Here is a 24,066-nt window from a genome sequence, read left to right as displayed (position 1 = left end):
GCGAATGACAAATCAGTTGCCAAATGGATCTCCTTCCAGCCAGCAGACGCCTGCAATTCAACTTCGTGGCGTTCGGGTCCATAACCTGCAAAACATCAACCTGGACATCCCCCTCAATCAGCTGACGGTTATCTGCGGCGTCAGCGGTTCCGGCAAGACCAGTCTGGCTTTTGATACGCTTTATGCAGAAGGCCAAAGACGCTACATCGAAACGCTTTCTACTTCTGCCCGGCAATACTTAAATCAACTCCCCAAGCCCGATGCAGACCATGTCTCTCATATTCCGCCGGCGATCGCCCTGAAGCAAAACGCTGGCAAACGGCATACAGGCAGCCGAGGAATCGAGCCGACGGTTGCCATCGAATCGGGCATCCATCACTATTTACGACTACTGTATACCTCATTAGGACAAGTCGTCTGTCCCGCATGTCAATCACCGGTCACATCACAAACCCCGGAATCCGTTCTCGAGTTCCTGAAATCGCTGCCCGAAAATAGACGCTACCAGATTTGTTACCCGATCCTTCAAAGGGACGAACAATCTTCAAAAGAAATCATTGAAGATCTGATTCAGCAGGGCATGACGCGTGTCATTGCGAATCATCAAACATACAAACTGACCGACAACAGCTCCCTGGACTTCAATCACCGGGGAGAGCCTTTCCTGGTTGTAATTGACCGCCTGAGTACAAAAAATCTTGAAGAACAACGCATCCTGGATAGCTTGGAACTCGTGTTTGAATCATCACCTGGTCAGTCCGTGATTCTCGTCGAGCAAAAACCGGACATTGAGCTTTCAACAGCCCCCCTGACAATCGACGAAAAGCCATGGCTCCGATTCGATTTCTCGGCAGAACTGGTCTGCTCTCACTGTCACAAAGAATTCAGCTTTCCCGAACCCCAACTCTTTAATTATTTTAGCCCGACTGGCGCCTGTCCCACCTGCCAGGGATCAGGGGTGACTTCGAATTCCTCAACTCCTGTGAAGGCAATACAGACTTGCGCCGACTGTCATGGCAGTCGCTTGAATGAAGCCGCGCTGGCGATTCAAGTCCAAAACCGAAACATCGATCAGCTCTGCCAACAATCAATCCTGCAACTCCGAAACTGGTTCTCGGAATCAGAGCTACACCTGAATCAACCAATCCAACAGCACGTGACGCCACTGCTTCGTGAAATCAATAACCGGCTCGCACTGCTACACGAACTGGGAATCAGTTACCTCGCACTCAATCGCTCTATGCAAACCCTCTCCAGCGGCGAGGCGCAACGAATTGCTTTGACATCAACCCTTTCCTCGAATCTGGTCAATACGCTGTATGTGCTCGATGAACCATCATCGGGCCTGCATTCTGCAGAAAATCATCGTGTGATTTCCGTTCTCCAAAAACTGTGTCACTTAAATAACACTCTGGTGATCGTCGAACACGAACCAGACTTCATCCACGCAGCCGATCACATTATTGAACTGGGGCCTGGCGCAGGCAAAGCAGGGGGGCAACTGGTTTTTGAAGGCTCCTATGACCAACTCATTTCCTCGTCATCCTCACCAACCGGCAAATTCCTGAACGCCCCTGCTTTATCGCCTCTGAAAACCGTTCCCAGAAAAATAGAACCCAACTGGATCGAACTCAGTGGAGTCACTCATAATAACCTGAATAACATTGACGTTTCGTTTCCGCTGGAACAGTTGTGTGTCATCACAGGCATCAGCGGCAGCGGGAAAAGCAGCCTGATTGAACAAACCCTCTTTCCCGTTCTGTCAGACCTGCTGACGCAACCGAAAACTGCCAATTCATTTTCGTTCTGCGAGTCAGTAACCGGGATCGCGCAGATTGATGAGGTCATCTTTCTTGATCAGTCACTCATAGGCCAAACGCCGCGGAGCATTCCGGCAACCTACCTGAACCTGTTCGATGATATCCGTACGGTATTCGCCCAAACCGGTGATGCGAAACTTCGTAATCTGTCTCCCAAGCATTTCAGTTTTAACAGCAAAAACGGTGGTCGCTGCCCTGAATGCAAAGGGACTGGCTCGATTGAAATCGATCTACAGTTCTTGTCGAATCTGAACATGACCTGTCCGGAATGCCATGGCAAACGTTATCAACGCGAACTTCTGGAAATCAAATATCGCAAACTCAATATCGCCGAAGTTCTGGAGCTGAGCGTTGATGAAGCATTTCCATTTTTCCGCGGTCAGCCAGCACTACAAAAAAAACTGAAACAATTAAAAGATGTCGGCCTGGGTTATATTCCCTTAGGTCAACCGATCCCCTCACTCTCTGGTGGAGAGTGTCAGCGATTGAAACTCGCCGCCTACCTGACAACCAGCAGCCGTAACAAAACACTCTTCCTGATGAATGAACCGACGGCAGGTCTGCACCCGCTGGATATTCAATATGTATTGAACTGCTTCGAGTACCTTTTGACCGCAGGACACTCGATCATCGTCATCGAGCACAACCTGGAAATCATCCGTGCCGCCGATCATATCATCGACCTCGGCCCTGAAGCAGGCGAAGCAGGGGGCTCAATCGTAACAACGGGAACCCCCGCAGAAATTGCACAACACCCCACCTCTTATACCGGAGCAGCACTCAAGAAATTGATCGCGGCTTCCTGAAAGAACACGCGTCTCAGCGTTTGCGTCTCGGTCGTTTTCCTTTTTTCCCAGACCGGGATGCTTTACCAGTTTGCGTTTTTTCAGACGTGCCTCCCGTTTTTTTCAGATCGTCAATCCGATCCCTTAACAACGCGGCTCGCTCAAACTCCAGCTTTTCTGCCGCCTCCAGCATTTCCTTTTCCAACTCACCCAGAAATTCCTGGGTAATATATTCGGACTCGTCTGAAAATCCGACTGCCTCTCGCACAAACTGACTGGCTTCATTTTCTTCTTCGATGCCGCGTTTAATCGCCTTCTTGATCGACTCCGGCGTAATGTTATGTTTGCGATTATATTCTTCCTGAATCGCACGGCGACGTTCGGTTTCGTCGATCGCATTCTGCATGCTGTTCGTCATTCGGTCGGCATACAGAATCACTTCCGCGTTGACGTGCCGCGCAGAACGGCCGATTGTTTGAATCAGACTGGTTTCACTGCGCAAAAAACCTTCCTTGTCGGCATCGAGAATGGCAACCAGCGAAACCTCGGGAAGATCCAGCCCCTCACGCAATAAATTGATTCCGACGACCACATCATATTTCTGTTCCCGCAGCCCTCTCAAGATTTCTACACGCTCAAACGCATCCAGCTCTGAATGTAACCACGCACAACGAATGCCTTCCTCTTGAAAATAAGCTGAAAGATCTTCCGCCAGCCGCTTGGTCAACGTTGTCACCAGCACACGCTCATTCACCGCGACACGTTTTAGAATTTCCCCTTTCAAATGGGGAACCTGCCCGCGCGCCGGTTCGATTCGAATCACGGGATCAATCAAACCAGTCGGACGAATGACTTGCTGAACCACTTCTCCCTGAACACGCTCCAGCTCCCAGTCACCGGGCGTTGCAGAAACAAACACCGTCTGCTTGCGTCGTTCGTTCCACTCGTCAAAGGTCAACGGACGATTGTCCAGCGCCATCGGCAATCGAAACCCATGCTCAACCAGATTCGTCTTCCGAGAGCGGTCTCCTGCAAACATCGCACGCACCTGGGAAACGGTCACATGAGATTCATCGACGAATAACAGATAATCCTCAGGAAAGAAGTCGAGCAACGTATCTGGCGGCGACCCTGGTTTTCTGCCCGCCAGCGCACGGCTGTAATTCTCGATCCCCGGACAGAAGCCAACCTCTTCCAGAAGCTCTATATCATATCGGGTTCGTGCACTAAGCCTCTGAGACTCCAGCAACTTCCCTTCATTCTGCAAAACCTGCAGCCGCTCATCCAGTTCGCTCTGAATCTCCTGAATAGCAGACTCGATCCGCTCCTGAGGCAGAACAAAATGCTTCGCCGGATAAATATACGCTTCCTGCACGGTCCGCAATACTTCTCCTGTTAATGGATTAATGACCGCCAGGTTCTCAATTTCATCGCCCCAAAATTCAATCCGATACGCGAACTCTTCATAAGCGGGCCAGCACTCAACCACGTCCCCGCGAACACGAAATTTTGCCCGTGACAGTTCCACATTATTTCGATCATAATGAATGTCAATCAGCTTTCGCAGCATCTCATCACGGTCAATCTCGATCCCCACCCTGAGTGGGATCATCATCTCCAGATAGTCCTTGGGAGATCCCAACCCATAGATACAACTAACACTCGCCACAACAATCACATCCCGCCGACTGACCAGCGCACTCGTCGCCAGTAAACGCAAACGGTCGATTTCATCGTTGATCGACGCATCTTTTTCGATGTAGATATCTCGCTGGGGAATATAAGCTTCCGGTTGATAGTAATCGTAATAACTTACAAAATACGAAACGGCATTATTCGGAAAAAACTCCTTAAACTCACCATACAACTGGGCGGCCAGAGTTTTATTGTGCGAGAGAATCAGAGCAGGGCGGCCCATTTCTGCGATCACGTTCGCCATCGTGAACGTTTTCCCCGACCCCGTCACCCCCAGCAAAACTTGTTCTGACTTTCCCTCTTTGATTCCCTTGACCAATCCTTCGATGGCACTGGGTTGATCACCCGAGGGTTGGAAGTCACTCTTCAGCTGAAAAACCGACATACTCTCTGATTCCTCTGGTTCTGCCGCATCCCGACAGAACATTTCTTAAACACAGATCCTCAGATCTAAAATGGGGATATCAGTGCCTATTGTAGAGGAAAGCATTCGATAGGGGAAAGGGACCAAAAGAGCAGAATCAAACAGCCATGTATTTCAGGAGCAAGTGCAAGTCCCCCTGGATCAAGCCGCGTTTTCTCCCTTGGACACTTGAGAAGATCCGACAGTTTAGGCTTCAGGAGCCGTTTCTTCTTCAGAGGGAGGTTCCACTTCAGGCTCGTTCTCAGATGGCAAGATCGCTTCTTCAACGCCTGCCGATTCTGGAGCATCAGCCTGGCTCGCTTCCAGTTCAGCTGATTCACCGGCTTCTGGTTCACCAGTATCAGCTAAAGGAGGCATGAGCCAGATTTCACTATATTCCACAGGCTGGTCCGCCCGGAATTGGTGATGTCGCAACAGTTCCAGAATCGCCAGAAAGATACCAATGATTCGGCTGCGTATCTTTTCCCCCTCAAAGAAGTCGCTGAACGCAACCCGCTGTTCTTCTCGAACACGAACGCCGATGAGTTCGACATAGGTCGAAATCGGAGTATCGTCATAGGTAATACTGGACTGCTCTTCGACTTCCTTGCGTTTGACAACTCGCGCCAATGCACTAACCAAGTCCCACAGCTCGACTTCCTTAATCAAGTCTTCCGAAGGATCTTTCCCCGATTTAGGACGCTCATCTGTTAAACGCGGATAGTGTTCCTGCCATTCAGCAGCGTGTTCTTCCAGCGCGTTGGCAGCGTCCTTGAACTTTTTATATTCCAGTAACTGCTGAATCAAATCGCTGCGAGGATCATCGATGACCTCGGCAATTTCTTCTTCTTCCGCCCGGGGCAGAACCATCCGACTTTTGATTTCTGTTAACGTACTGGCCATCACGATGAAATCACCAACCAAATCCAGGTCGATCAACTCCAGGACATTGAGAAACTCGTTAAAGGATGCCGTAATTCGAGCGATCGGGAAGTCGAGAATGTCCAGTTCATTACGTCGAATCAGGTACAACAGCAAGTCCAATGGACCACTGTATATACTCAGATCGACCCGATATTGCGCAGACGTCATAGTTTTATTTCGGGCTCTGTCAACAGAAACAGCTTCTACGATCCGTCGTTAAACTGTTACCTGTATTTTAGTTACATCGTTTCTTTGATCAAGAACGGAATACGATGAGTCGTCAGTCATCGCGGTATTCGATCGCATACTATCGTTATCGTCAGATTAACCGTTACAAATTCAAAGTTTCCGAAAGCCAGACCGAGAAATAAAAAATCGGCAAGTCCTTATGACTTGCCGATTTTCGAGTACATCAACTCACGATGAGACAAAGCTGACTGAGGTTTAACAACCCCGTATTCGGATCAGGCAGCTTTGCGGACAGGCATTTGCAGAATTTGTGGTTCGGGTTCTTCGCAAGCCGTCATGAAGTTTTCGAAGACCTGCATATCCAACGCAGAAGCCGAATGATTTTGTGGATGCCATTGCACGCCAACACAGAACCACTCTTCATCAGGAACTTCGATTGCTTCGACGGCACCATCAGGAGCTGTCGCTGAAACAACAAACATTTTGGAAATATAATTCACAGCCATATGGTGCTGACTATTCACCCGAATTTCACCCGGGCCATACATTTTGTCGACCCGCGTTCCGGGGACAATATTGATAATGTGTCTTAAATTGGACTCCACTCCATCACGGTGATACATCGCACCGGGAACATCTTCAGTCACATGCTGATGCAATGTTCCGCCGCTGATCACGTTCATCATCTGCATTCCAGAACCGATCGCCAGAACAGGCATTTTCATTTCCATCGCCATGGTACAAACCCGACGATCAAAGTCTTCGCGACGCAGTGGCATAGCCCGAGATGCAGGATGTTTTTCAAATCCCAGACGAACAGGATCCAGGTCCAGAGTACACCCGGAAAGAACCAGACCATCCAGCTGGTTCAAGAACTGCTTTAAATCATCGTCATCAACCAACGGGGGAAGCATCACTGGAATTCCACCGGCATCGGTTATGGAATCATAATAGCCGGTATAAAACCAGCTTAATGCCTGAGACTCTTTTTGCTCAGCGCGATAGTCTCCAGTAATTCCGATGAGGGGCTTTTTAGACATGGTTCCATCCTTCACTTCAATGTAATGCACTTCCTGTGCGGTCAAAAAACATTCTGGGGAAAATACGGGAACTCCCCAATTAACAGACCGTTGGAAGCAAACGACAGAAAGACTCGCCAAAGAAGTGCGTTCGAGCGGATGAAAATCCCCCCCGATCGAACGAATAGAAATAGAATCCATTCTCTTTTAGCGGTCCGTTCCTTCGGTCCGTGTCGTACTGAAAATAACTCAGTAGCCTCAAGTGTTTCTTACTGAATCTTTCCAAATCACTTGAGTGAGAGGATCTTAGTATCCTGAAATCAGGCTGTCCAGCGAATCGATCATTTTGAGTGAATATTTTCTCATTCAAACTTTGACATACCATATCTTGTGCTAGAGCTTCTCATACATCCTGAATCCCCCCTCACCGACAATTTTTTTTTCTAAAATCGCCCCCATTTCCATGTCGCAACTCGGTAATAATACGAAAAGGGATTGACAGACAGAAACACCTCCCATTCTGACAATAACCCCTTAAAAACAGGGCTCTAATTCACATCTTGACTTCCCCATGCCGACCCTTAAATTGTGTGACTTGCGTCGCGTGCGCGAGTCATCATTTTTTTAATAGTGCATACGCCATAACCTGTTAATCAAGTCACTATTCAAAACCCCTGTTTTTAATGCATGAAACTCAGAATCGCTTTTTTCTTGTTTTCGTTGAGCAGTTGTTTTCGTTGGCTTTCGATTGCGTTTCATGTGCGTTCCGTAAGAGATCAAGCTGCGATCATTGATGATGGAAGGTGATTCGTTGACGCTATTCTGCATGATGCATACTTCTTCAAACAATGTGTCTTGACTGAAACAAAAAAAGTCTTCTTAGAAGCTCTGTAGAACTCCCTGCGCGAAGACAGATTTAACTCAGGCCTTATCTTATAAAATATGACCACGAATGCAGAGATGAAAAGCAGGCACTGCTTAAGAAGTCTCCACCGCATCTGTCTGAGGTTGTGTCTGCGTTGCCAGTGCAGGCAACAACAGCGTCCCCAGGGTCGCCAGAATCAGACAAGGAATGATGGCATGAAACGCCTGTTGAGGAATATCCAGAGCAACATAGTGACTCGTAATTTTTGCCTGAATCATGCCGCCCCCACCCCAGGCCATTCCCATCGTAATTGCCGAAGCGACTCCGCCTCCATTCGGAAACAGTTGATGAGAATAAGAAACCATCGCCGGGCTGGTCCCCCATAGAATCAAGCCACTGGGAATTAATAGCAATGTCATGAGCCACATCGGACAGCCTTCCCAGCCCAGCACAAACATCAACGGAATACCCAATAACGGGCAGGCTATCATAAATGCTTTTTCATGGCCCGACTTGAATCGAAACGCCATCAACAACATCCCCGCGCTGGCGGAAAACAGGAACACCGATTGAGTCATCCCAATCTCAAAGGCAGACGCGCCCTGTTTCTCAAGGATGAATGAAAGCAGTTTATCCATCGCCATATTGGGTACCAGTCGTAACGAACAGACCAGAAACAGAAAAAACGCTAAAAAGACGCGTCCTTCCAGCATCTGTGACAGTGACTGTGCCGGCTTTTTCCGATCTCGCTCAAACAGGGCGGCAGGCGGCTTTCCAAATTGGTATAGAAACAGAATCAGTCCGGAATACAGGGGTGCTAAAACCCAGATACTGGACAGTCCCCAAGTCGAAACAATCGCACCACAAATCAGCGGCCCCAGTGCCAGTCCCATTGCACCACCAAACATGAACAGCGACAGACTGCGTGTACGGCGTTCCGGAATTAACGCCCCTGCCACCACAGCGGCTTCCGGATGAAAAGAGCCAATGCCAATTCCCCCCAGCAAGAGTACTACGCTTAAAACGAGCACACTGTTGGCCGGCCCCACCATGGGCATCAGAGCTGTTCCCAGCAACGGTCCCAGCCACAAAATGGATTTGATTGGATAGCGATCCCGTAGATATCCAAAGACCGGCTGCGCCAGAGATGAGGCGAGCGCATGAATGGTCAACACCATGAACAAGGTGTTCTCAGTTAATGAATGCACACGTTTTAACTCACCCCATAAGGGGCCGACAATTATCGCGGAAGCATCAACGATAATGTGAGTCAGCGTGAGACAGATCAGACAACGATAGGCGTGAGACATTTCAGGTATAACTTCAAGGCGGGAGGTCAATTTGAAAGCAGGCAGTATTCTACAGAGCTGGACAGGAAATTGGGAATCGGGTTCACGCGACTGTCTGCCTGTTTTTGTTACTTTTTATAATCTCGCTCTGAAAACAGCTTGTATTGTGATTTCGCTGCAAAAAAGTTATACCTGCTATATCACTTCAACATTGCATTCAAATCATTCAGGAAAGAACGAGCGTTGGACACTGCTTCAGAGTGGACCTTTCAATCAACCAGTGAAACCGAAACCCAACGCCTGGGAACGATGCTGGCAAAATTGCTTGAGCCTGGTACGGTGATCGCCTTAAATGGGAACCTGGGTGCAGGAAAAACCCGTCTGGTTCAGGCTATTGCCGTGGCGCTGGGCGTGGATCGCGAGCAGGTCAATAGCCCCACATTTGTTCTGATCCAGGAATACCAGGGAAGCCTCCCCCTGTATCACTTCGATACCTACCGTTTGCAAGATACTGATGAATTTCTGGAACTGGGTGCCGACGACTTGCTGTACGCGAACGGCGTCTGCCTGATCGAATGGGCTGACAAAGTCGCGGAAGTCTTGCCGCGGGATTTGCTGCAAATCAACATCGAACACAGTTCCGAGACGGCGCGTACCTTTCACTTCAAGGGGCAGGGTCCCCGATCAACAAAAATCGTCGATGCACTGAAATGAGAAGACTCTGCATGTACGTAGTAAGCTTCTCCTCCCCAGACTTTGAATCAGGATGACAGATATGACTGTGGAATCGGAAGAGAAACTGCTAGTGACAGGTGGGACAGGCCTGGTCGGCAGCCGCGTCATTCAACGCGCACTGGAATCAGGAGTTCCCACGAAGGCACTGGTGCGTTCGGCATCAGAGGCAGAGTTCTTAGCAGAGCAGGGAGCCGAACTGATTGAGGCGGATCTCACAGACTATAAAACACTAAAGGATGTTCTGCGCGGCGTGACGATCGTTGTCCACACGGCTGCGAAAGTAGGTGACTGGGGCGAGACCAACGAGTATCGAAAAACGAACGTCGCCGGTCTGGAGTATTTACTGACCGCGTTGGAAGAACAATGCCTGATCAAACATTTTATCCACATCAGTTCACTGGGCGTTTATGAAGCCCGCGATCACTTTGGAACCGATGAGACAGAGCCTCCCCATACAGCCGGCATTGATGGTTACACCCTCAGTAAAATCGAAGCCGAACAACTTTTGCAACAGCATTCACTCCCTTATACGATTCTGCGTCCCGGATTTATTTATGGCCCGCGCGATCGCACTGTCTTACCGCGCATTCTGGAGCGTTTGAAATCTGGACGGTTCGCATATCTCGGCTCTCCCGAGAACCTGATGAATAATACCTACGTCGAACATCTGGTCGATGCCATCTTTCTGGCCCTGTTCAACGAAGAAGCCCTGAGCCAGATTTATAATATCACCGACGTTACGCTGGTCAGTAAACGGGAATTTATCTCCACCATCGCGGAACTGGCCCAGTATCAAATCCCTCAAAAGGTCGTTCCGCTGCCGATTGCGAGAAATCTGGCCCGGATTCTGGAAAGTCTCTGGAAATTCCTCGGAAAAAAACAGGCCCCCATCCTCTCACAGGCGCGCATCAAGTTTTTGGGGCTCAATCTGGATTTCAGCACACAAAAAGCCCAACACGAACTGGATTATCACCCAGAAAAGCCGTTTCAACAGGCAATGACAGAAACCATTGACTGGTTTCGCGAAAACCACAAGCTCCCGTAGTCTACCGGTCATAATGAATTTTACATGAAAAGATGCCGTAATCCGCTCCCATCGGAAATCTCCCATTTGACCCGGCTTGGACCTACCGGGTAGAATAGTCATTATGGAAAGTGAATCAACGTCAGCACCTGTACTGCTCGAACAGAAACAGCCAGCGGATCCCCCGAAGTGGTCATGGCGGCGGTATATCATCAAATCGCTGATTCAGGTGACGATCATGTTCACTCTATATCTCCTTTCCATCGGCCCCTTCTTCTGGCAATGGTACGCCTCGTTTAATTCGATGAGCTCCCCATTCTTTGCATCCTTTTACATGCCGCTGTTACTGGCCTGCGATTTTATCCCGCCACTTGCCGATGGCGTGAACTGGTACATCAACCTCTGGATCGGCTGATTCGCTATTCACTTCAGAGTTTGGAAACGTGCCACTCACTCTTGATTTAAAGCATTCGCAAGCAGGGTGAAATTGCAGCTTCCAACCAGAAGGCTTTAAAGAAGACTGATTACCAGACATTCATCACCATCGTTTTTAATAACGACGAACATCATAATTCCCACAGATGTAAAAAAACAAATGCTCGTCAGAGCTATACTTAGGACAACACAGGCATCCACCTTTCTGTTGTCATATCCAAGTGAAACCTCTTTCTCTTGACAAAGGTATATCTGACCGCTTAATTTGGTTATACGTACCTAGCACCCCCACACACCATCATACCTGATACCCCACAAGTACACTCCCCCCCGATTAGCCTACCCTAGAGAGAACAGCCTTATGAGAACGACACCGAGATTCCACAAACGCGGGTTTACATTAATTGAACTGCTGGTGGTCATTGCAATCATCGCAATCCTGGTTGCACTACTGCTCCCTGCAGTTCAACAGGCGCGCGAAGCAGCCAGAAGAAGCACATGTAAAAACAACCTGAAACAATTCGGTCTAGCTCTGCATAACTACCACGATGTGTTCAATACGTTTCCCTACAGTACAGAAAACCCTGGTGGTTCCGGATTAAGCCCCGTCACCAACCACACTGGGTATATCGCGTTATTGCCCTATATCGACCAGGCGACACTCTATAATAAATTCGTCTTAACAGCTGCATCCGGTAATTATCTAGGAGGCGGCAACTGCAATACATCAGGTTCTGGCAACTTGTCGGGCTCAGCTGCCGACCGAGAAGCAAACATCATTCTGGGAGGCACAATTGTAAATATGTTCCTGTGCCCGTCTGACCCGGGCAGTCCCACTCGTACCAGCAACTGTGTCTCACAGACGGGAGGCGGAAATGGTACCACCTTATCTCCAAGACCGCAGTCAGCGAAATCAAGCTATGGATTCAGTGTAACCAATCTCAATAACGCCGGGCTGTGGACTAACGAATCATCAACAACAAAAGCCATGTTTGGAACTAATTCAAACTGTCGAGTTCGTGATGTCACTGACGGAATGAGTAATTCGATTGCCATGATCGAAACCCCCTTGGAAGTGTGGGTTTCTGCACATGAGCCAGTTACATGGGTTGGCCCTGGCTGGTCAAAATTCGGTGTCACGCTTCAGCATTCACTCGCAGGTATCAATGAATGGCGTTGCTGTACATGGGACGGTTTCACCGCAACGACTACCGGAACCGCTGGTCGCACTGGATCGGGAGGCTTTCCTGGAAGTAGCCATACCGGTGGGATCCACGTCTTATTAGGCGATGGGGCAGTGCGATTCATTTCTGAAAATATTGATTTCAGCACACGAGTGAATCTGGCCCGCATCAGCGACGGCAATGTGATTGGCGAATATTAAACTGACTCTGTTTCCTGCAAGGGCTCCATCAACTCTCGTTCGTGGAGCCCGTTTTATTCTGGATCAATCTCATGCATGTAAGCAAACTCTCGTTCTGTCTATTTTGTCTCGTCGGTCTGATACTAACTGGCTGTGGGTCCGAAAATACTAACCTGCCAGAATTAACTCCTGTAAATGGAACAGTCACGCTGAACGGCGATCCGGCTTCGGGAGTGACCATCATTCTTTATCCGCAGCAAGGTACAAACGGCAATGCGCCGAAAGATACCGCATTTGGAATCAGTGACGAAAATGGTCACTATGCCATCAAACATCGTAGTGGTGCCGAAGGAGTCGAACCCGGGCAATATGTAGTCACGTTCTCAAAAATGGTCATGCCCGATGGTTCGACCATGGAAAAAGGAGCCGAACCAGCGGCAGTCGGTGCGCGTGAGTTACTGCCGAAACAGTACACAAATCCGCAGCGAACAAAAGAAAACGTCACTGTCCAGAAAACTCAAGACACCTATGACTTTGCATTGAAAGCAAAGAAAAATTGATACGATTCAGAGCCCCTATCTCGGGGGGGGGAAGTGAATCTTTAGTTTGATTTCAGATCAAGCGTCAGCTCATTCTTGCCTGGAAAGACATTAAATTTGATCTGGCCAGCCTTCGTTACCCGTTTGAAATCATCCTGGGTCGGGAACGGTTTAAAATCTCCCATGTTGATCACTTCGATCGTGTTGGTTCCCTGCACAGGGCCATATGCTTCGGGAATCGAAAATTTCCCGTTGAAAACTCTGCCACAAACGGCAGGCTTATTCTCAGCATCTTCACCTTCCGGTTTAAAGGTAATCGTACCCCAACGCAGGGGACTTCCATTGATGGCAATGCTGCCTTCGACCGCACTCCGTTTGGCAGCGGTTAAAAAACCTGACGACTTCAGCCAGTTGACCAACAGATCCGGCCAGACTGACACCGCGGGATAACCGGGAGCCAGACTCACGCCGTGCCGTCCGTGTCGAAAAATATGCATCTCGGCGGGCACCCCCGCTTGATTCAACGCCTGATAAAAGGCGATGCTGTTCATCGGTGGCACCACTTTGTCATCACTGGTATGAAACAGAAACGTCGGCGGCGTCTCGGAAGTCACTTGTAGCTCATTCGACATTAATTTGAGCAATTCCGGATTGGGATTATCGCCTAACAAATTCCGCGCGGAACCTTTATGCCCGAAATCCTGGGACATCGTGATTACAGGATAACACAAAATCGCAAAATCAGGGCGGCAGCTCATCTGATCGATAGGGTCAGAACTCGCTTTATTTCCTGCATCAAAGTGAGTCGCAGCCGTGGATGCCAGATGACCGCCGGCAGAAAATCCCATCACGCCGATACGCTGTGGATCGACGCCCCATTTCACAGCATCTTGCCTTACATAGCGAATCGCACGCTGGATATCCTGCATCGGAGTCGGGTGCGGATACTGACGCCCCAGGCGATAACGCAGGACAAAGGCACTGATTCCGTTTCGATTCAAAAACTGTGCAATCTGATGTCCTTCTGTATCCACGGCCAGACCGCCATAACCACCACCCGGACAGACCACGACCCCCGCTCCTGTTCGCTTGTCTTCAGGAGCAGGATAAACCCAGAGCCCCGGCTTATCGGCATCTTCCGTCCCTTTCGCACCAGGAGCGCCTTCCGGCCAGAGCAGGGTTGGCTCTTTTTCGGCAGCATCTACCATTGCCGAAGCACTGAAACAGGCGATCAAAGTCAGGCAGAGACGCAAATTAAAAACAACGGGGCGAGCAAATTTCATGATACTGGATCCTCTGATGGACGTCAGAAATGGAAACGGAATAGATTTGGTTATCATCAACTATCGTACATATCAAAAACCAAAACCTCAAAGCCATAGGGTTGATTGACAAACCGTAGAATCCAAATACACTCATGGGTAGGGAAATGGGAAAAGAGTTCTCTCCTGTTTTCCGCACGCAATTTCTCTCACAGCTCACGCTGATTACTGCCTGGATGGCGTCCCAATAGACGGAGCACGGAATATTATGAGCGACCCACGCCCTTTTGCTCATCTGCATTGTCACACTCATTTCAGTATGCTGGATGGTGCCAGCCGCATCCCCGAAATGGTGAGCAAAGTCAAAGAAGCCGGCATGAATTCGCTCGCGATCACCGATCACGGCAATCTGTACGGCGCGATGGACTTCTACCAGCAGTGTCGCAGTCAGGAAGTCAATCCGATCCTGGGGCTGGAAGCCTACATTGCCCCCCGCAGCCGCTTCGAAAAAGGGGCCTCGCGGATGAAAGAGGCCAGCTTTCACCTGACCTTGCTGGCACAAAACCGCAAGGGCTTTGAAAATCTGATCAAGCTTTCCTCAATCGCATATCTCGAAGGTTTTTATTACAAACCCCGCATCGACAAGGAAATTCTGGAAGCCCATAGCGAAGGTCTGATCCTGCTGACGGGCTGTGTGGCGGGTGAGCTGTCGCAGCGTATTCTGGGAGAAGATTTTGAGGAAGCAGAAAAGCTGTGCGCCTGGTACGAAAAAGTATTTGGCGATCGCGTCTATATGGAAATCCAGAATGCGGGTCTGGAAATCCAGAGGGAGTGCCTGGAAGGAACCGTCGATCTGGCCAATAAAATGGGGCTGCCTCTGGTCGCCACGAACGATGCACACTATGTCGATCAAAAAGACTCCTTCGCGCAGGACGTGCTTTTGTGTGTCAGCACACGTTCCGTTGTGAGCGATGAAAAACGGATGAAGATGACCGGCGATCAATTCTTCGTTCGCACACAGGACGAAATGTATGACGCCTTTCCAGGCCTGGAACATGCCGTGGCGCGCACGCAGGAACTGGCTGAACGTGTCGACATCCAGATGTCAGATAAAAAATTCTACCCGGTTTTTCAACCCCCAGATAATTTGACTGATACCCAATATCTACGAAAACTTTGCGAAGAACGACTGCCATTGAAATATGGGGACGAACTGACGCAGGCCCACTGGGACCGACTTCACCTCGAACTGGGTGTGATCGAACAGATGGGCTATTCGAGTTACTTCCTGATTGTGTGGGACTTTGTCGTTTTTGCGGAAAATGAAAAAATCCCCTGCACAGCTCGCGGCTCGGCTTGTGGGGCAATCGTCGCCTTCCTGCTGGGAATGTCACAGGTTTGCCCGCTCAAATATGACTTGCTATTCGAACGATTCCTGGACCCAAGCCGTTCAGAACCGCCTGATATCGATATCGACTTCTGTCGTGACCGCCGCCAGTTGGTAATCGATTATACGAAGCAAAAATACGGCGAGAACAGCGTGGCCCAAATCGGCACGTTTGGTACGTTGAAAGCGAAAGCCGCCATTCGCGACGTCGGTCGCGCACTGGGTGTGCCTCTGGCACGGGTAAACGAAATCGCCAAAATGATTCCCGAGACACTGGGAATCAAACTCAAAGACGCGCTCAAAGAAAGTCCCGACCTGCAATCCGCCTATGATCAGGATCCGCAGATCAATCAATTGCTGGACCTGGCCATGCAACTTGAAGGACTAAGCCGCAGCGCTGGTACACACGCAGCAGGAGTCGTGGTCGCCGATGTGCCTCTCTCTGACGTGGTCCCGTTACAGACCATTACCGGTAAAACAGACATCATTACCCAATGGGATGGCCCCACCGTTGAATCGGTAGGGCTGCTCAAGATGGACTTTCTGGGTCTGCGCAACCTGACCATTCTGGACAAAGCCGTTCAAAACGTCAAAAAACATTGTGGCATCGATATCGATCCGCATAAGCTGCCTCTGGATGATAAAGAAACCTTCGAGCTGCTGCAGCGGGGAGAAACCAAGGGGATCTTCCAGTTGGAAAGTGGCGGGATGCGTGACCTGCTCACGAAGATGAGGCCGGACAAGTTTGAAGATATCATCGCGACCTCTGCGTTATACCGCCCCGGTCCTCTGGAAGGCGGGATGGTCATGCAGTATGTGGACGTGAAGAACAATCGCATTCCGATTCCGAAAGTCCATCCGATTGTGGACGATATTCTGAATGAGACCTACGGCGTGATGGTCTATCAGGAACAGGTCATGCGGATTTTGAACCGTGTCGGAGACATCGAGCTTTCTGCCGCGTATCGCTGTATTAAAGCGATCAGTAAGAAAAAACTGAAAATCATCGCCGACTTTAGAGACCAGTACCTTGAAGGTGCCAAAAGAAATGACGTTGACGTCAAGCTGGCGACAGATTTGTTCGAGATGATCGAAAAATTTGCCGGCTACGGGTTTAATAAATCACACTCAACGGCCTACGGCGGGGTAGCCTATGCGACCGCCTATCTCAAAGCACATTACCCCAAAGAATTCATGGCGGCACTCCTTTCTTGTGGGATGGAGAGTCACGAACGCATCAACGAACACGTCGATGACTGTCGCCGGATGAAACTTGAAGTACTGCCCCCCGACATCAATCATTCGGACGTGGAATTCAGTGTGGAAGGCGAGAAAGTCCGCTTCGGCATGGGTGCCATTAAAGGGGTCGGCGAGCAGGTACTGGAAGCGGTCGTTAAAGAACGAATAGAGAATGGACCTTTCCAAAATCTATATAATCTTTGTGAACGGGTCGACCCCAAGACATTGAATAAAAGCACGCTCGAAATCCTGATCAAAGCGGGCGCACTCAGCAGCCTGGGAGGAAACCAGGCGCAATTGACGCTGTCCGTCGAGCGGGCGGTTCAGTCGGCGCTCAACCTCCACCGTGACCGGGCACGCGGGCAGAAAAGTCTGTTTGGCGATGAACCCGCAGCCGATGAACCAGGCGGCGTCGAGGAAGCGATACTGCCAGAAGCGGAAGACTGGCCACGTGCCCAGAAACTGGGTGCGGAAAAAGAAGTCTTCGGTTTTTATCTCACTTCACACCCGCTGGCCGAAATGGGAAGCTCACTTACCAAATATGCACAACACCAGACAAACGAACTGGCAGAAATGGATGATCGGGTTGAAGTCATCCTGGCTGGCATGATTTCCTCAATTAAAATGGCAACCACGAAAAAGCCAAGCAAGAATGGAAATAGCCGCTACGCTAACTTTGACCTCGAAGACCCACACGGCCTTGTTCGCTGTATTATGTGGCCGGAACAATACGCATCGATGGGCGAAAAAGTCAAAATGGAAGCCATGGTGATCATTAAGGGCAAAATCGATAAGCGGGGCAGGGAGCCCAATGTGATTGTCGACCAGTTGCTGACCCTGAATGATGCTCGCAAACAGTTCACCGATCGTCTGGCCATCAATTTCAAGCGTGGTGTCCACACCCGTCAGGATATGGTCAACGTGCACGATGTGGTGTCCCAGTATCCAGGACAAACTGAAGTGCTTCTCGTCGTTGATTCCGTTGATCAGGAAAAACCCGATACCTCTTTGCGTTATGTTCTGAATCCCCCTGGAACCATGCGTGTTTCCTGCAGTATTGAGTTTGAAAACCAGCTGAGAGCAGTTATCGGCGAGAGCCATATTCACTTCCATACACCGATTAAGAAAAAAAATACCGGTGGAAGTATGGGCCGCTAAAACCTTTGCAGCAAGAAGTATGAACAAAGTGCCCGTTCTGCTGTTTTTTAAGAAACCTTGGCGTTCCCTCAAGCCGAAAATAAGATATAGTTATGTTGATTATGAGGGGGCTCAGGTTGTTTAGGACACGTGCGATGAAAAAAACGGGAATTATTATCTTGGCTTTGGCAGGCATCTCAGCCCCGTTTCTGCTAAAAACAGTGAACTCCGACCAAAGTCACTCCCAGGAAAATCGTAGCACAACTCAGCGAAATCAGCCGATTTTGCAACAAATTCCGGCCCGTCTGGCACAAATGAATCCCTCTGGCTTCCCCGCCACTGATTTCAAACCCAGCGGGACCGCTCAGAAATCTGCCTCACCCGGCTCTTTTGAAGGTTTCTCAACGGAAGAAATCCTGACAAAGCTCGTCGGCAAATGGGAGCAAACCAAAAGTTCCAGTAAGCAAATCCTGACCATCGATGAAAATGGGACAGCGACGATGCTGATAGAACCTCAGGGACTCTGGACAACCGTCCTGGGAAATCAGGTCACCATCGATATCGAATGGAGCCTTGAGGCAGCCACACTCACTCTGCGTACCATCGGCGGAAAGCCTGCAAGCAAGCTGAATTACATCAAACAGCTCTGGGGAAGTGAATTTGTCCGCGAGATCAATTCCATTGAAGACAAAATGTTCACTCTTCGCGATGACAAAGGTGATGTCAGCCAAAAGTGGATTCGCACTTCTTACTAAGCTGAATCGATGATTCCGCCAAACTGCAGCCCTCCCAGGCAGTCAGTTTACTTGTACTCTCACCTGTTTTGCCTATCATAGGGGCAGGATCGGTTTCGAGGTCAACTGCCTCGATTCTCACAACTCATGGCGAGACTGGGATTTCCACCGTTAATACGAACCATGATTGTCTGGCAGAACCGAACTCAACTAAAACCGTGCCCGGATGGCAGGTTGACTACCAAATTGCTTCTTATGCTCTGAAAGATCTATTTGATGAACACTCAGGTTAATTCGTCTCCTTCACGCTGGCAAACACTCGCGGATCAGGTTCTGTCTGGTTATCAGATTACCCACGAGGAAGGGTTGGAGATCCTGAATTCTTCTGATGCTGAGTTGCTGGACTTGCTGGCTGCGACATATCGCATCCGACAGAAAGCATTTGGAAAACAAGTCCAGCTCTATTACTTGAAAAATGCGAAAAGCGGCCTTTGTCCCGAAGATTGCGGCTATTGCTCACAGGCCCGGGGCTCAAAAGCAGAGATCCCCAAATATCGCATGCTCAATGAAGAGAAACTGCTGGATGGCGCCAAAGCCGCTAATGAAGCCAAAGCCGGCACCTATTGCATCGTCGCCAGTGGTCGTGGGCCAACCGATAAAGAAGTTGACCACGTTGCTTCCGTCGTCGAAAAGATCAAATCAACATACGATCTGCGGATTTGCTGCTGCCTGGGTCTCTTAAATGAAGACCAGGCCAAACGCCTGCAACAGGCCGGTGTGAATCGCATCAATCACAACCTCAACACCAGCCGCGAATATTACGAGAAAATCTGTACCACCCATACTTATGAAGATCGTCTGCAAACGCTCAAAGTCGCCCGGGATGCCGGTATGGAACTCTGTAGCGGCCTGATTGTCGGCATGGGCGAAACCCCGGAAGACATCGTCGATGCCACATTCGAATTGCGTGAGCTCGAGACCAAATCAATCCCCGTCAACTTCTTGAATTCGATAGACGGTACTTCGCTGGAAGCCGTCGATGAACTCGATCCCCGCTATTGCCTGAAAGCACTCTGTCTGTTCAGAATGGCCCACCCCAATACTGAAATCCGCATTGCCGGCGGTCGCGAAGTCAACCTGCGATCCATGCAGGCCATGGGGCTGTATGCCGCCAATTCGATGTTCGTCAGCGATTACCTGACCACCAAAGGACAGGCCGCGGAAGCCGATTACGAAATGATTGCCGATCTCGGCTTTGAGGTCATCATTTCCGGTCACGAGATGAAAGCAACTGACGCAGCTCCCGAGTTGGCTGCCCAGAGTGAATCCTGTTAATCCAGTGACACGACACGTTTTGCCGTAGGATACAGGCTTTCTCAAACCCCTTATGTAGATTGAGGTTGTAAGAAAATCGGCCTCATCCTATGATCTTATCTGCAAAGATGAGTGCGCGCATTGAATGCCGCGCCTCAATCTCTGGGAATGGAATCCGAATCATCAGAGTCAGGGAGCACCTGAAATGAATTCAGGCAGACTGAGAGCCAGCCACCTTACCGGCAAACCGGAGGCAGGCCACGAAACAAACCCCACCTTCAAAATTTTCCCCAGCACCGAGGCTGCTCCCTTTGATCATCCGGAGCAGTTGTTGAAAGGCATCGCCCGCTCGCGCGACTATCTTCTGTCTCAACAACATGACGACGGATATTGGGTTGGAGAATTAGAAGGCGACTCGATTCTGGAATCAGAATATATTCTGCTACTGGCTTTCCTGGGCAAACAAGACTCAGAAGAAGCCGTTCAAGCTGCAAACCACCTGATGGACATTCAGATGCCGGACGGGGGCTGGAATATGTACCCGGAAGGCCCGATCGAAATCAGTGCTTCGGTGAAAGCCTACTTTGCACTCAAGCTTACCGGTCATTCCCCCGAATCCGACTACATGCAACGCGCCCGCCTCGCCATTCTGGCTGCCGGCGGTGTCGAAGCAGTCAATAGCTTCACCCGTTATTATCTCGCTTTACTGGGAGTCATCCCTTACACGAAATGCCCGGCAGTACCACCCGAGTTGATGCTGATTCCCCGCTGGATGCCGTTCAATATTTTTGAAATGTCTGCCTGGTCACGCACCATTCTGGTTCCTCTTAGCATCCTCTGGGCCTATCGTCCTTCGATTACTCTACCACCAGAGCAGGGGATCACCGAACTATTTATCGGCGACCCGGCCGCCTACCCCAACACCATACCAAAGTCGGAAGCCCTGGATTCGCTCAAAAAGAAAACTTGGCTCAACTGGCATCGGTTTTTCCAAATTGTAGACCAGGGTATCAAAGGCCTGGAAACCCTGGGACTCAAACCGCTCAGGAAACGTGCTGTCACCAAAGCACATGAATGGATGAAATCCCGCTTTGCGCACAGCGATGGACTGGGAGCCATTTTTCCGTCCATCGTCTGGACCGTGATTGCCCTCAAAAGCCTGGGAGAAGAAGACAACAGCCCTGATACCCAACGTGCGATGCGTGAATTAAAAAAACTGCAGATCAAAGACGGTGACCGCATCCGACTGCAACCCTGTAAATCTCCGGTCTGGGACACCGCCCTCAGCACCATCGCATTGCGCGAAGCCGGCGTTTCCAATCGGCATCCTGCGATTCGAAAATGCGTCAAGTGGCTCCTCTCACAGGAAGCCAGACAACCGGGAGACTGGGTCAATTCCAGTCGTTCCCAGGCCCCTGGCGGCTGGTATTTTGAATTTAACAATGAGTTTTATCCCGACATCGATGATACCGCGATGGTCATCATGGCCCTCCGTCGCTGCATGCCCAAATCATTAAAAAATGACCAGTGGCTGACTGACTTTTTGGTGACTCCGGAATGGAACCCCTACGAAGAAGACCTCAACACCGAAGCCATCATCGCCGGAAGAAGCGAATCACGGGAACAGGCCTACGCGGATCTGGATCTGCTGCAACCGATGATCGGCGCCATCCAACGTGGCATGCACTGGATGTTAGGCATGCAGAATAAAGATGGTGGCTGGGGTGCCTTTGACCGCGATAACAACCGCGAGTTATTCACCCAGGTCCCCTTTGCCGACCACAACGCCATGGTTGATCCGAGCACCGCTGACTTAACCGCGCGCGTGCTGGAAGCCTTCGCAGATATGCAACTACCAATCAGCCACCCCGCCTGTCAACGTGCCATTGAATATGTCTGGAGCGAACAGGAAGACGATCACTGCTGGTATGGCCGCTGGGGCGTGAACTACCTGTATGGAACCTGGCAAGCGATTCTCGGCCTGACTCAGATCGGTGTTCCCGCAGACGACCCGCGCATTGTCCGTGCGGTCGGATGGCTCAATTCCAAACAGCAACCCTCTGGTGGCTGGGGGGAATCAGCCGACAGCTATGCTGACCCCACACTGCGCGGGCAAGGTGCCGAGACCCCTTCGCAAACCGCGTGGGCTTTGATGGGATTGATGGCAGCCGGAGAAATCGACTCGGCGGCCGTCCGACGCGGTATTCATTATCTGCTGGAAACCCAAAATGCGGACGGAAACTGGGATGAAGCACCTTTCACAGGGACCGGTTTCCCCAAGGTCTTTTATCTCAAATACCACCTCTACCGCACCTACTTTCCGCTGATGGCGTTGGCCCGTTTTGAGCGTTTACGACGCTGATTTTTCACTCAGAATAAGCCACCATCTCCCTGGGTATTCCTGCCTATGCACAGAACACCACGTTCGTCTTAATAATTATATTCTTGACAAATATTAACAAAAAAAAGACTGCCAAAAAGGCCTTAAAGCCATCACAGTAAACACAATGGCACCAATCAAAAATTAATTTTCAGTTTTTTATTAAACTAAGTTGGAACCGTTCTTGTTTCCTCTTCATTGCAGATGTAATTTCACGTGCTGCTCAAGCTTACTCTGTTTCTCAAGAGTTAAATTTCGCTTTTAGCAGGCGCCCTCTACACACAATGTTTTGACTGGAGTAATGATGAAGAGATGCAAAGGAACCGCCCAACGCGGATTCACACTTATCGAACTACTTGTCGTAATTGCAATCATTGCCATTCTGATTGCTTTACTTCTTCCGGCTGTCCAACAGGCACGTGAAGCGGCACGACGCTCAAACTGCAAAAACAATTTAAAGCAAATCGGACTGGCTCTCCACAACTACCACGAGACATTCAGCATCTTCCCTCCCGGTTATATTGGAACAGGAGCTTCTACTCAGAACCCGAACCTCCTGGCATGGTCCACTATGATTCTGCCTTTCATCGACCAGGCAAACTTGTACAACCAGATCAGCTCTTCCATGTTCCATAATCCTGGGACCGGCGGTTGGTTAACCGTTGCAGACGTTGCAGGACCACCTGCTGCAGCAACGCAGGCTCAGACAGTGATCCCCGGTTACAATTGCCCTTCTGACCCAATGGGTGGTCGCAACTCAGACCGTAATAGCCCAAGCCAAAGCTACTCTTGGGGTAAATCTAACTACCCAGCCGTAAGAGCATCACTCTACTGGGACGCAACCGCAATGGATGACGTTGCCGTAAAAGGTTCTTTTGGCAACAGTGACATCAAAGTCCGTTTTCGTGACATGACAGACGGAACAAGTAATATCATTATGGTTGGTGAAAGAGCAACTTTAGATTCTCCTGCTCCCGCATCAATTACTCGTACTGGCGCAATTTGGATTGGTTTTCAAAATGCGACTGGTACCGTATCAAACGATATCGATTCCATTTCTGGAACCGCATCCAGTGCTGAAAGCACAACACCTGCTGCCTCAACGAATGAACTCATCAACCAAGCAAGTGGTCACGCATTCAGCAGCCCACACGTAGGTGGATGCCACTTCCTGATGGGTGATGGAAAAGTTCGTTTCATCAGTGAAAACATCAACGGCGACACTTACACATGGCTTGCCGGCATTAACGATGGCAAAGTGATTGGTGAATTCTAAACTAAGAATGAGATCCAAATTGTGTTGCAGCTCATTTTAAGTAGCTGAACAGCAAATACCAAACAGGCAGCATTTCAACCTTCAAACCGTTGAAATCGCTGCCTGTTTTGCGTTCACCACCTGCTAAAATCAAAGCAGTCACCGTAATCAAAACCCCTCCTTCAAAATATTCTTATTGCACATATCAGGAATTTTCGATATCGTTCCCTGTTGGCTCACATACTCAAGATCTACAACAGGCGTCCTCCAATT

General features: G+C 49.8%; 16 protein-coding genes. 11 read left to right on the top strand and 5 right to left on the bottom strand.

From position 1 onward, the window contains the following. The first annotated feature begins 4 nt into the window (after nt 1-4). A complete protein-coding gene (locus AAC022_RS23340; protein ID WP_339735009.1) occupies nt 5-2,626 on the top strand; it encodes an excinuclease ABC subunit UvrA in 2,622 nt (873 codons plus the stop codon). Nucleotides 2,627-2,639: 13 nt separating this feature from the next. Here AAC022_RS23340 and uvrB read toward each other — a convergent pair whose 3' ends face one another. From uvrB to AAC022_RS23320, 4 genes are all read right to left on the bottom strand, one after another. After that, nucleotides 2,640-4,685 (bottom strand): excinuclease ABC subunit UvrB, encoded by a 2,046-nt coding sequence (gene uvrB / locus AAC022_RS23335; protein ID WP_339735007.1) that lies wholly within the window; start codon nt 4,683-4,685, stop codon nt 2,640-2,642. Nucleotides 4,686-4,910: 225 nt separating this feature from the next. After that, entirely contained in the window at nt 4,911-5,795 is an 885-nt protein-coding gene (locus tag AAC022_RS23330; RefSeq protein ID WP_339735005.1) for a segregation/condensation protein A, read from the bottom strand. A 296-nt stretch (nt 5,796-6,091) separates the two neighbouring features. Then, on the bottom strand, nt 6,092-6,856 hold the full coding sequence (locus tag AAC022_RS23325) for a gamma-glutamyl-gamma-aminobutyrate hydrolase family protein (protein WP_339735003.1): 765 nt from the start codon (nt 6,854-6,856) through the stop codon (nt 6,092-6,094). Between the two features lie 957 nt (nt 6,857-7,813). Next, entirely contained in the window at nt 7,814-9,010 is a 1,197-nt protein-coding gene (locus AAC022_RS23320) for an MFS transporter (RefSeq protein WP_339735001.1), read from the bottom strand. Nucleotides 9,011-9,232: 222 nt separating this feature from the next. Here AAC022_RS23320 and tsaE point away from each other — a divergent pair, with 222 nt between their 5' ends. The 5 genes from tsaE (at nt 9,233) to AAC022_RS23295 (ending at nt 13,106) form a co-directional block, all read left to right on the top strand. Then, entirely contained in the window at nt 9,233-9,703 is a 471-nt protein-coding gene (gene tsaE / locus AAC022_RS23315; RefSeq protein ID WP_339734999.1) for a tRNA (adenosine(37)-N6)-threonylcarbamoyltransferase complex ATPase subunit type 1 TsaE, read from the top strand. A 61-nt stretch (nt 9,704-9,764) separates the two neighbouring features. Then, nucleotides 9,765-10,769, top strand: coding sequence for an NAD-dependent epimerase/dehydratase family protein (locus AAC022_RS23310; protein ID WP_339734997.1), 1,005 nt, complete (start codon nt 9,765-9,767; stop codon nt 10,767-10,769). A 103-nt stretch (nt 10,770-10,872) separates the two neighbouring features. After that, nucleotides 10,873-11,163 (top strand): hypothetical protein, encoded by a 291-nt coding sequence (locus AAC022_RS23305; RefSeq protein ID WP_339734995.1) that lies wholly within the window; start codon nt 10,873-10,875, stop codon nt 11,161-11,163. 381 nt (nt 11,164-11,544) lie between these two features. Then, the gene (locus AAC022_RS23300; protein WP_339734993.1) at nt 11,545-12,567 is read left to right on the top strand and encodes a DUF1559 domain-containing protein; all 1,023 of its coding nucleotides are present in this window, start codon (nt 11,545-11,547) and stop codon (nt 12,565-12,567) included. A gap of 71 nt (nt 12,568-12,638) precedes the next feature. After that, complete coding sequence (locus AAC022_RS23295; protein ID WP_339734991.1) at nt 12,639-13,106, top strand: carboxypeptidase-like regulatory domain-containing protein; 468 nt, start codon at nt 12,639-12,641, stop codon at nt 13,104-13,106. Between the two features lie 41 nt (nt 13,107-13,147). Here AAC022_RS23295 and AAC022_RS23290 read toward each other — a convergent pair whose 3' ends face one another. After that, the gene (locus AAC022_RS23290) at nt 13,148-14,368 is read right to left on the bottom strand and encodes an alpha/beta hydrolase (protein ID WP_339734989.1); all 1,221 of its coding nucleotides are present in this window, start codon (nt 14,366-14,368) and stop codon (nt 13,148-13,150) included. 247 nt (nt 14,369-14,615) lie between these two features. On the opposite strand from AAC022_RS23290, the gene dnaE reads away from it, so the two are divergent. The 5 genes from dnaE to AAC022_RS23265 all read left to right on the top strand — a co-directional run bounded on the left by dnaE (nt 14,616) and on the right by AAC022_RS23265 (nt 23,814). Then, on the top strand, nt 14,616-18,131 hold the full coding sequence (gene dnaE / locus AAC022_RS23285; RefSeq protein WP_339734987.1) for a DNA polymerase III subunit alpha: 3,516 nt from the start codon (nt 14,616-14,618) through the stop codon (nt 18,129-18,131). Between the two features lie 134 nt (nt 18,132-18,265). After that, nucleotides 18,266-18,865 carry a hypothetical protein gene (locus tag AAC022_RS23280; RefSeq protein ID WP_339734985.1) on the top strand — a complete coding sequence of 200 codons (600 nt, stop codon included), beginning with the start codon at nt 18,266-18,268 and terminating at the stop codon, nt 18,863-18,865. A 255-nt stretch (nt 18,866-19,120) separates the two neighbouring features. Then, nucleotides 19,121-20,179 (top strand): biotin synthase BioB, encoded by a 1,059-nt coding sequence (gene bioB / locus AAC022_RS23275; RefSeq protein ID WP_339734983.1) that lies wholly within the window; start codon nt 19,121-19,123, stop codon nt 20,177-20,179. A gap of 184 nt (nt 20,180-20,363) precedes the next feature. Continuing rightward, nucleotides 20,364-22,520 carry a terpene cyclase/mutase family protein gene (locus AAC022_RS23270; protein WP_339734981.1) on the top strand — a complete coding sequence of 719 codons (2,157 nt, stop codon included), beginning with the start codon at nt 20,364-20,366 and terminating at the stop codon, nt 22,518-22,520. A gap of 319 nt (nt 22,521-22,839) precedes the next feature. After that, on the top strand, nt 22,840-23,814 hold the full coding sequence (locus AAC022_RS23265; protein ID WP_339734979.1) for a DUF1559 domain-containing protein: 975 nt from the start codon (nt 22,840-22,842) through the stop codon (nt 23,812-23,814). The last annotated feature ends 252 nt before the right edge of the window (nt 23,815-24,066 follow it).

The organism is uncultured Gimesia sp. (assembly GCF_963976445.1).
GTDB lineage: Bacteria > Planctomycetota > Planctomycetia > Planctomycetales > Planctomycetaceae > Gimesia.
This window is presented reverse-complemented; position numbering and strand designations above follow the sequence as displayed.

What these genes read in the sequence shown, in the direction of transcription:
- bioB (WP_339734983.1), top strand. Translation starts at nt 19,121, where the DNA reads ATGAACACTCAGGTTAATTCGTCTCCTTCACGCTGGCAAACACTCGCG.
- AAC022_RS23290 (WP_339734989.1), bottom strand. Translation starts at nt 14,368, where the DNA reads ATGAAATTTGCTCGCCCCGTTGTTTTTAATTTGCGTCTCTGCCTGACT.
- AAC022_RS23310 (WP_339734997.1), top strand. Translation starts at nt 9,765, where the DNA reads ATGACTGTGGAATCGGAAGAGAAACTGCTAGTGACAGGTGGGACAGGC.
- dnaE (WP_339734987.1), top strand. Translation starts at nt 14,616, where the DNA reads ATGAGCGACCCACGCCCTTTTGCTCATCTGCATTGTCACACTCATTTC.
- AAC022_RS23325 (WP_339735003.1), bottom strand. Translation starts at nt 6,856, where the DNA reads ATGTCTAAAAAGCCCCTCATCGGAATTACTGGAGACTATCGCGCTGAG.
- AAC022_RS23270 (WP_339734981.1), top strand. Translation starts at nt 20,364, where the DNA reads ATGAATTCAGGCAGACTGAGAGCCAGCCACCTTACCGGCAAACCGGAG.
- uvrB (WP_339735007.1), bottom strand. Translation starts at nt 4,685, where the DNA reads ATGTCGGTTTTTCAGCTGAAGAGTGACTTCCAACCCTCGGGTGATCAA.
- AAC022_RS23320 (WP_339735001.1), bottom strand. Translation starts at nt 9,010, where the DNA reads ATGTCTCACGCCTATCGTTGTCTGATCTGTCTCACGCTGACTCACATT.
- AAC022_RS23330 (WP_339735005.1), bottom strand. Translation starts at nt 5,795, where the DNA reads ATGACGTCTGCGCAATATCGGGTCGATCTGAGTATATACAGTGGTCCA.
- AAC022_RS23340 (WP_339735009.1), top strand. Translation starts at nt 5, where the DNA reads ATGACAAATCAGTTGCCAAATGGATCTCCTTCCAGCCAGCAGACGCCT.
- AAC022_RS23265 (WP_339734979.1), top strand. Translation starts at nt 22,840, where the DNA reads ATGATGAAGAGATGCAAAGGAACCGCCCAACGCGGATTCACACTTATC.
- AAC022_RS23280 (WP_339734985.1), top strand. Translation starts at nt 18,266, where the DNA reads ATGAAAAAAACGGGAATTATTATCTTGGCTTTGGCAGGCATCTCAGCC.
- AAC022_RS23295 (WP_339734991.1), top strand. Translation starts at nt 12,639, where the DNA reads ATGCATGTAAGCAAACTCTCGTTCTGTCTATTTTGTCTCGTCGGTCTG.
- AAC022_RS23305 (WP_339734995.1), top strand. Translation starts at nt 10,873, where the DNA reads ATGGAAAGTGAATCAACGTCAGCACCTGTACTGCTCGAACAGAAACAG.
- AAC022_RS23300 (WP_339734993.1), top strand. Translation starts at nt 11,545, where the DNA reads ATGAGAACGACACCGAGATTCCACAAACGCGGGTTTACATTAATTGAA.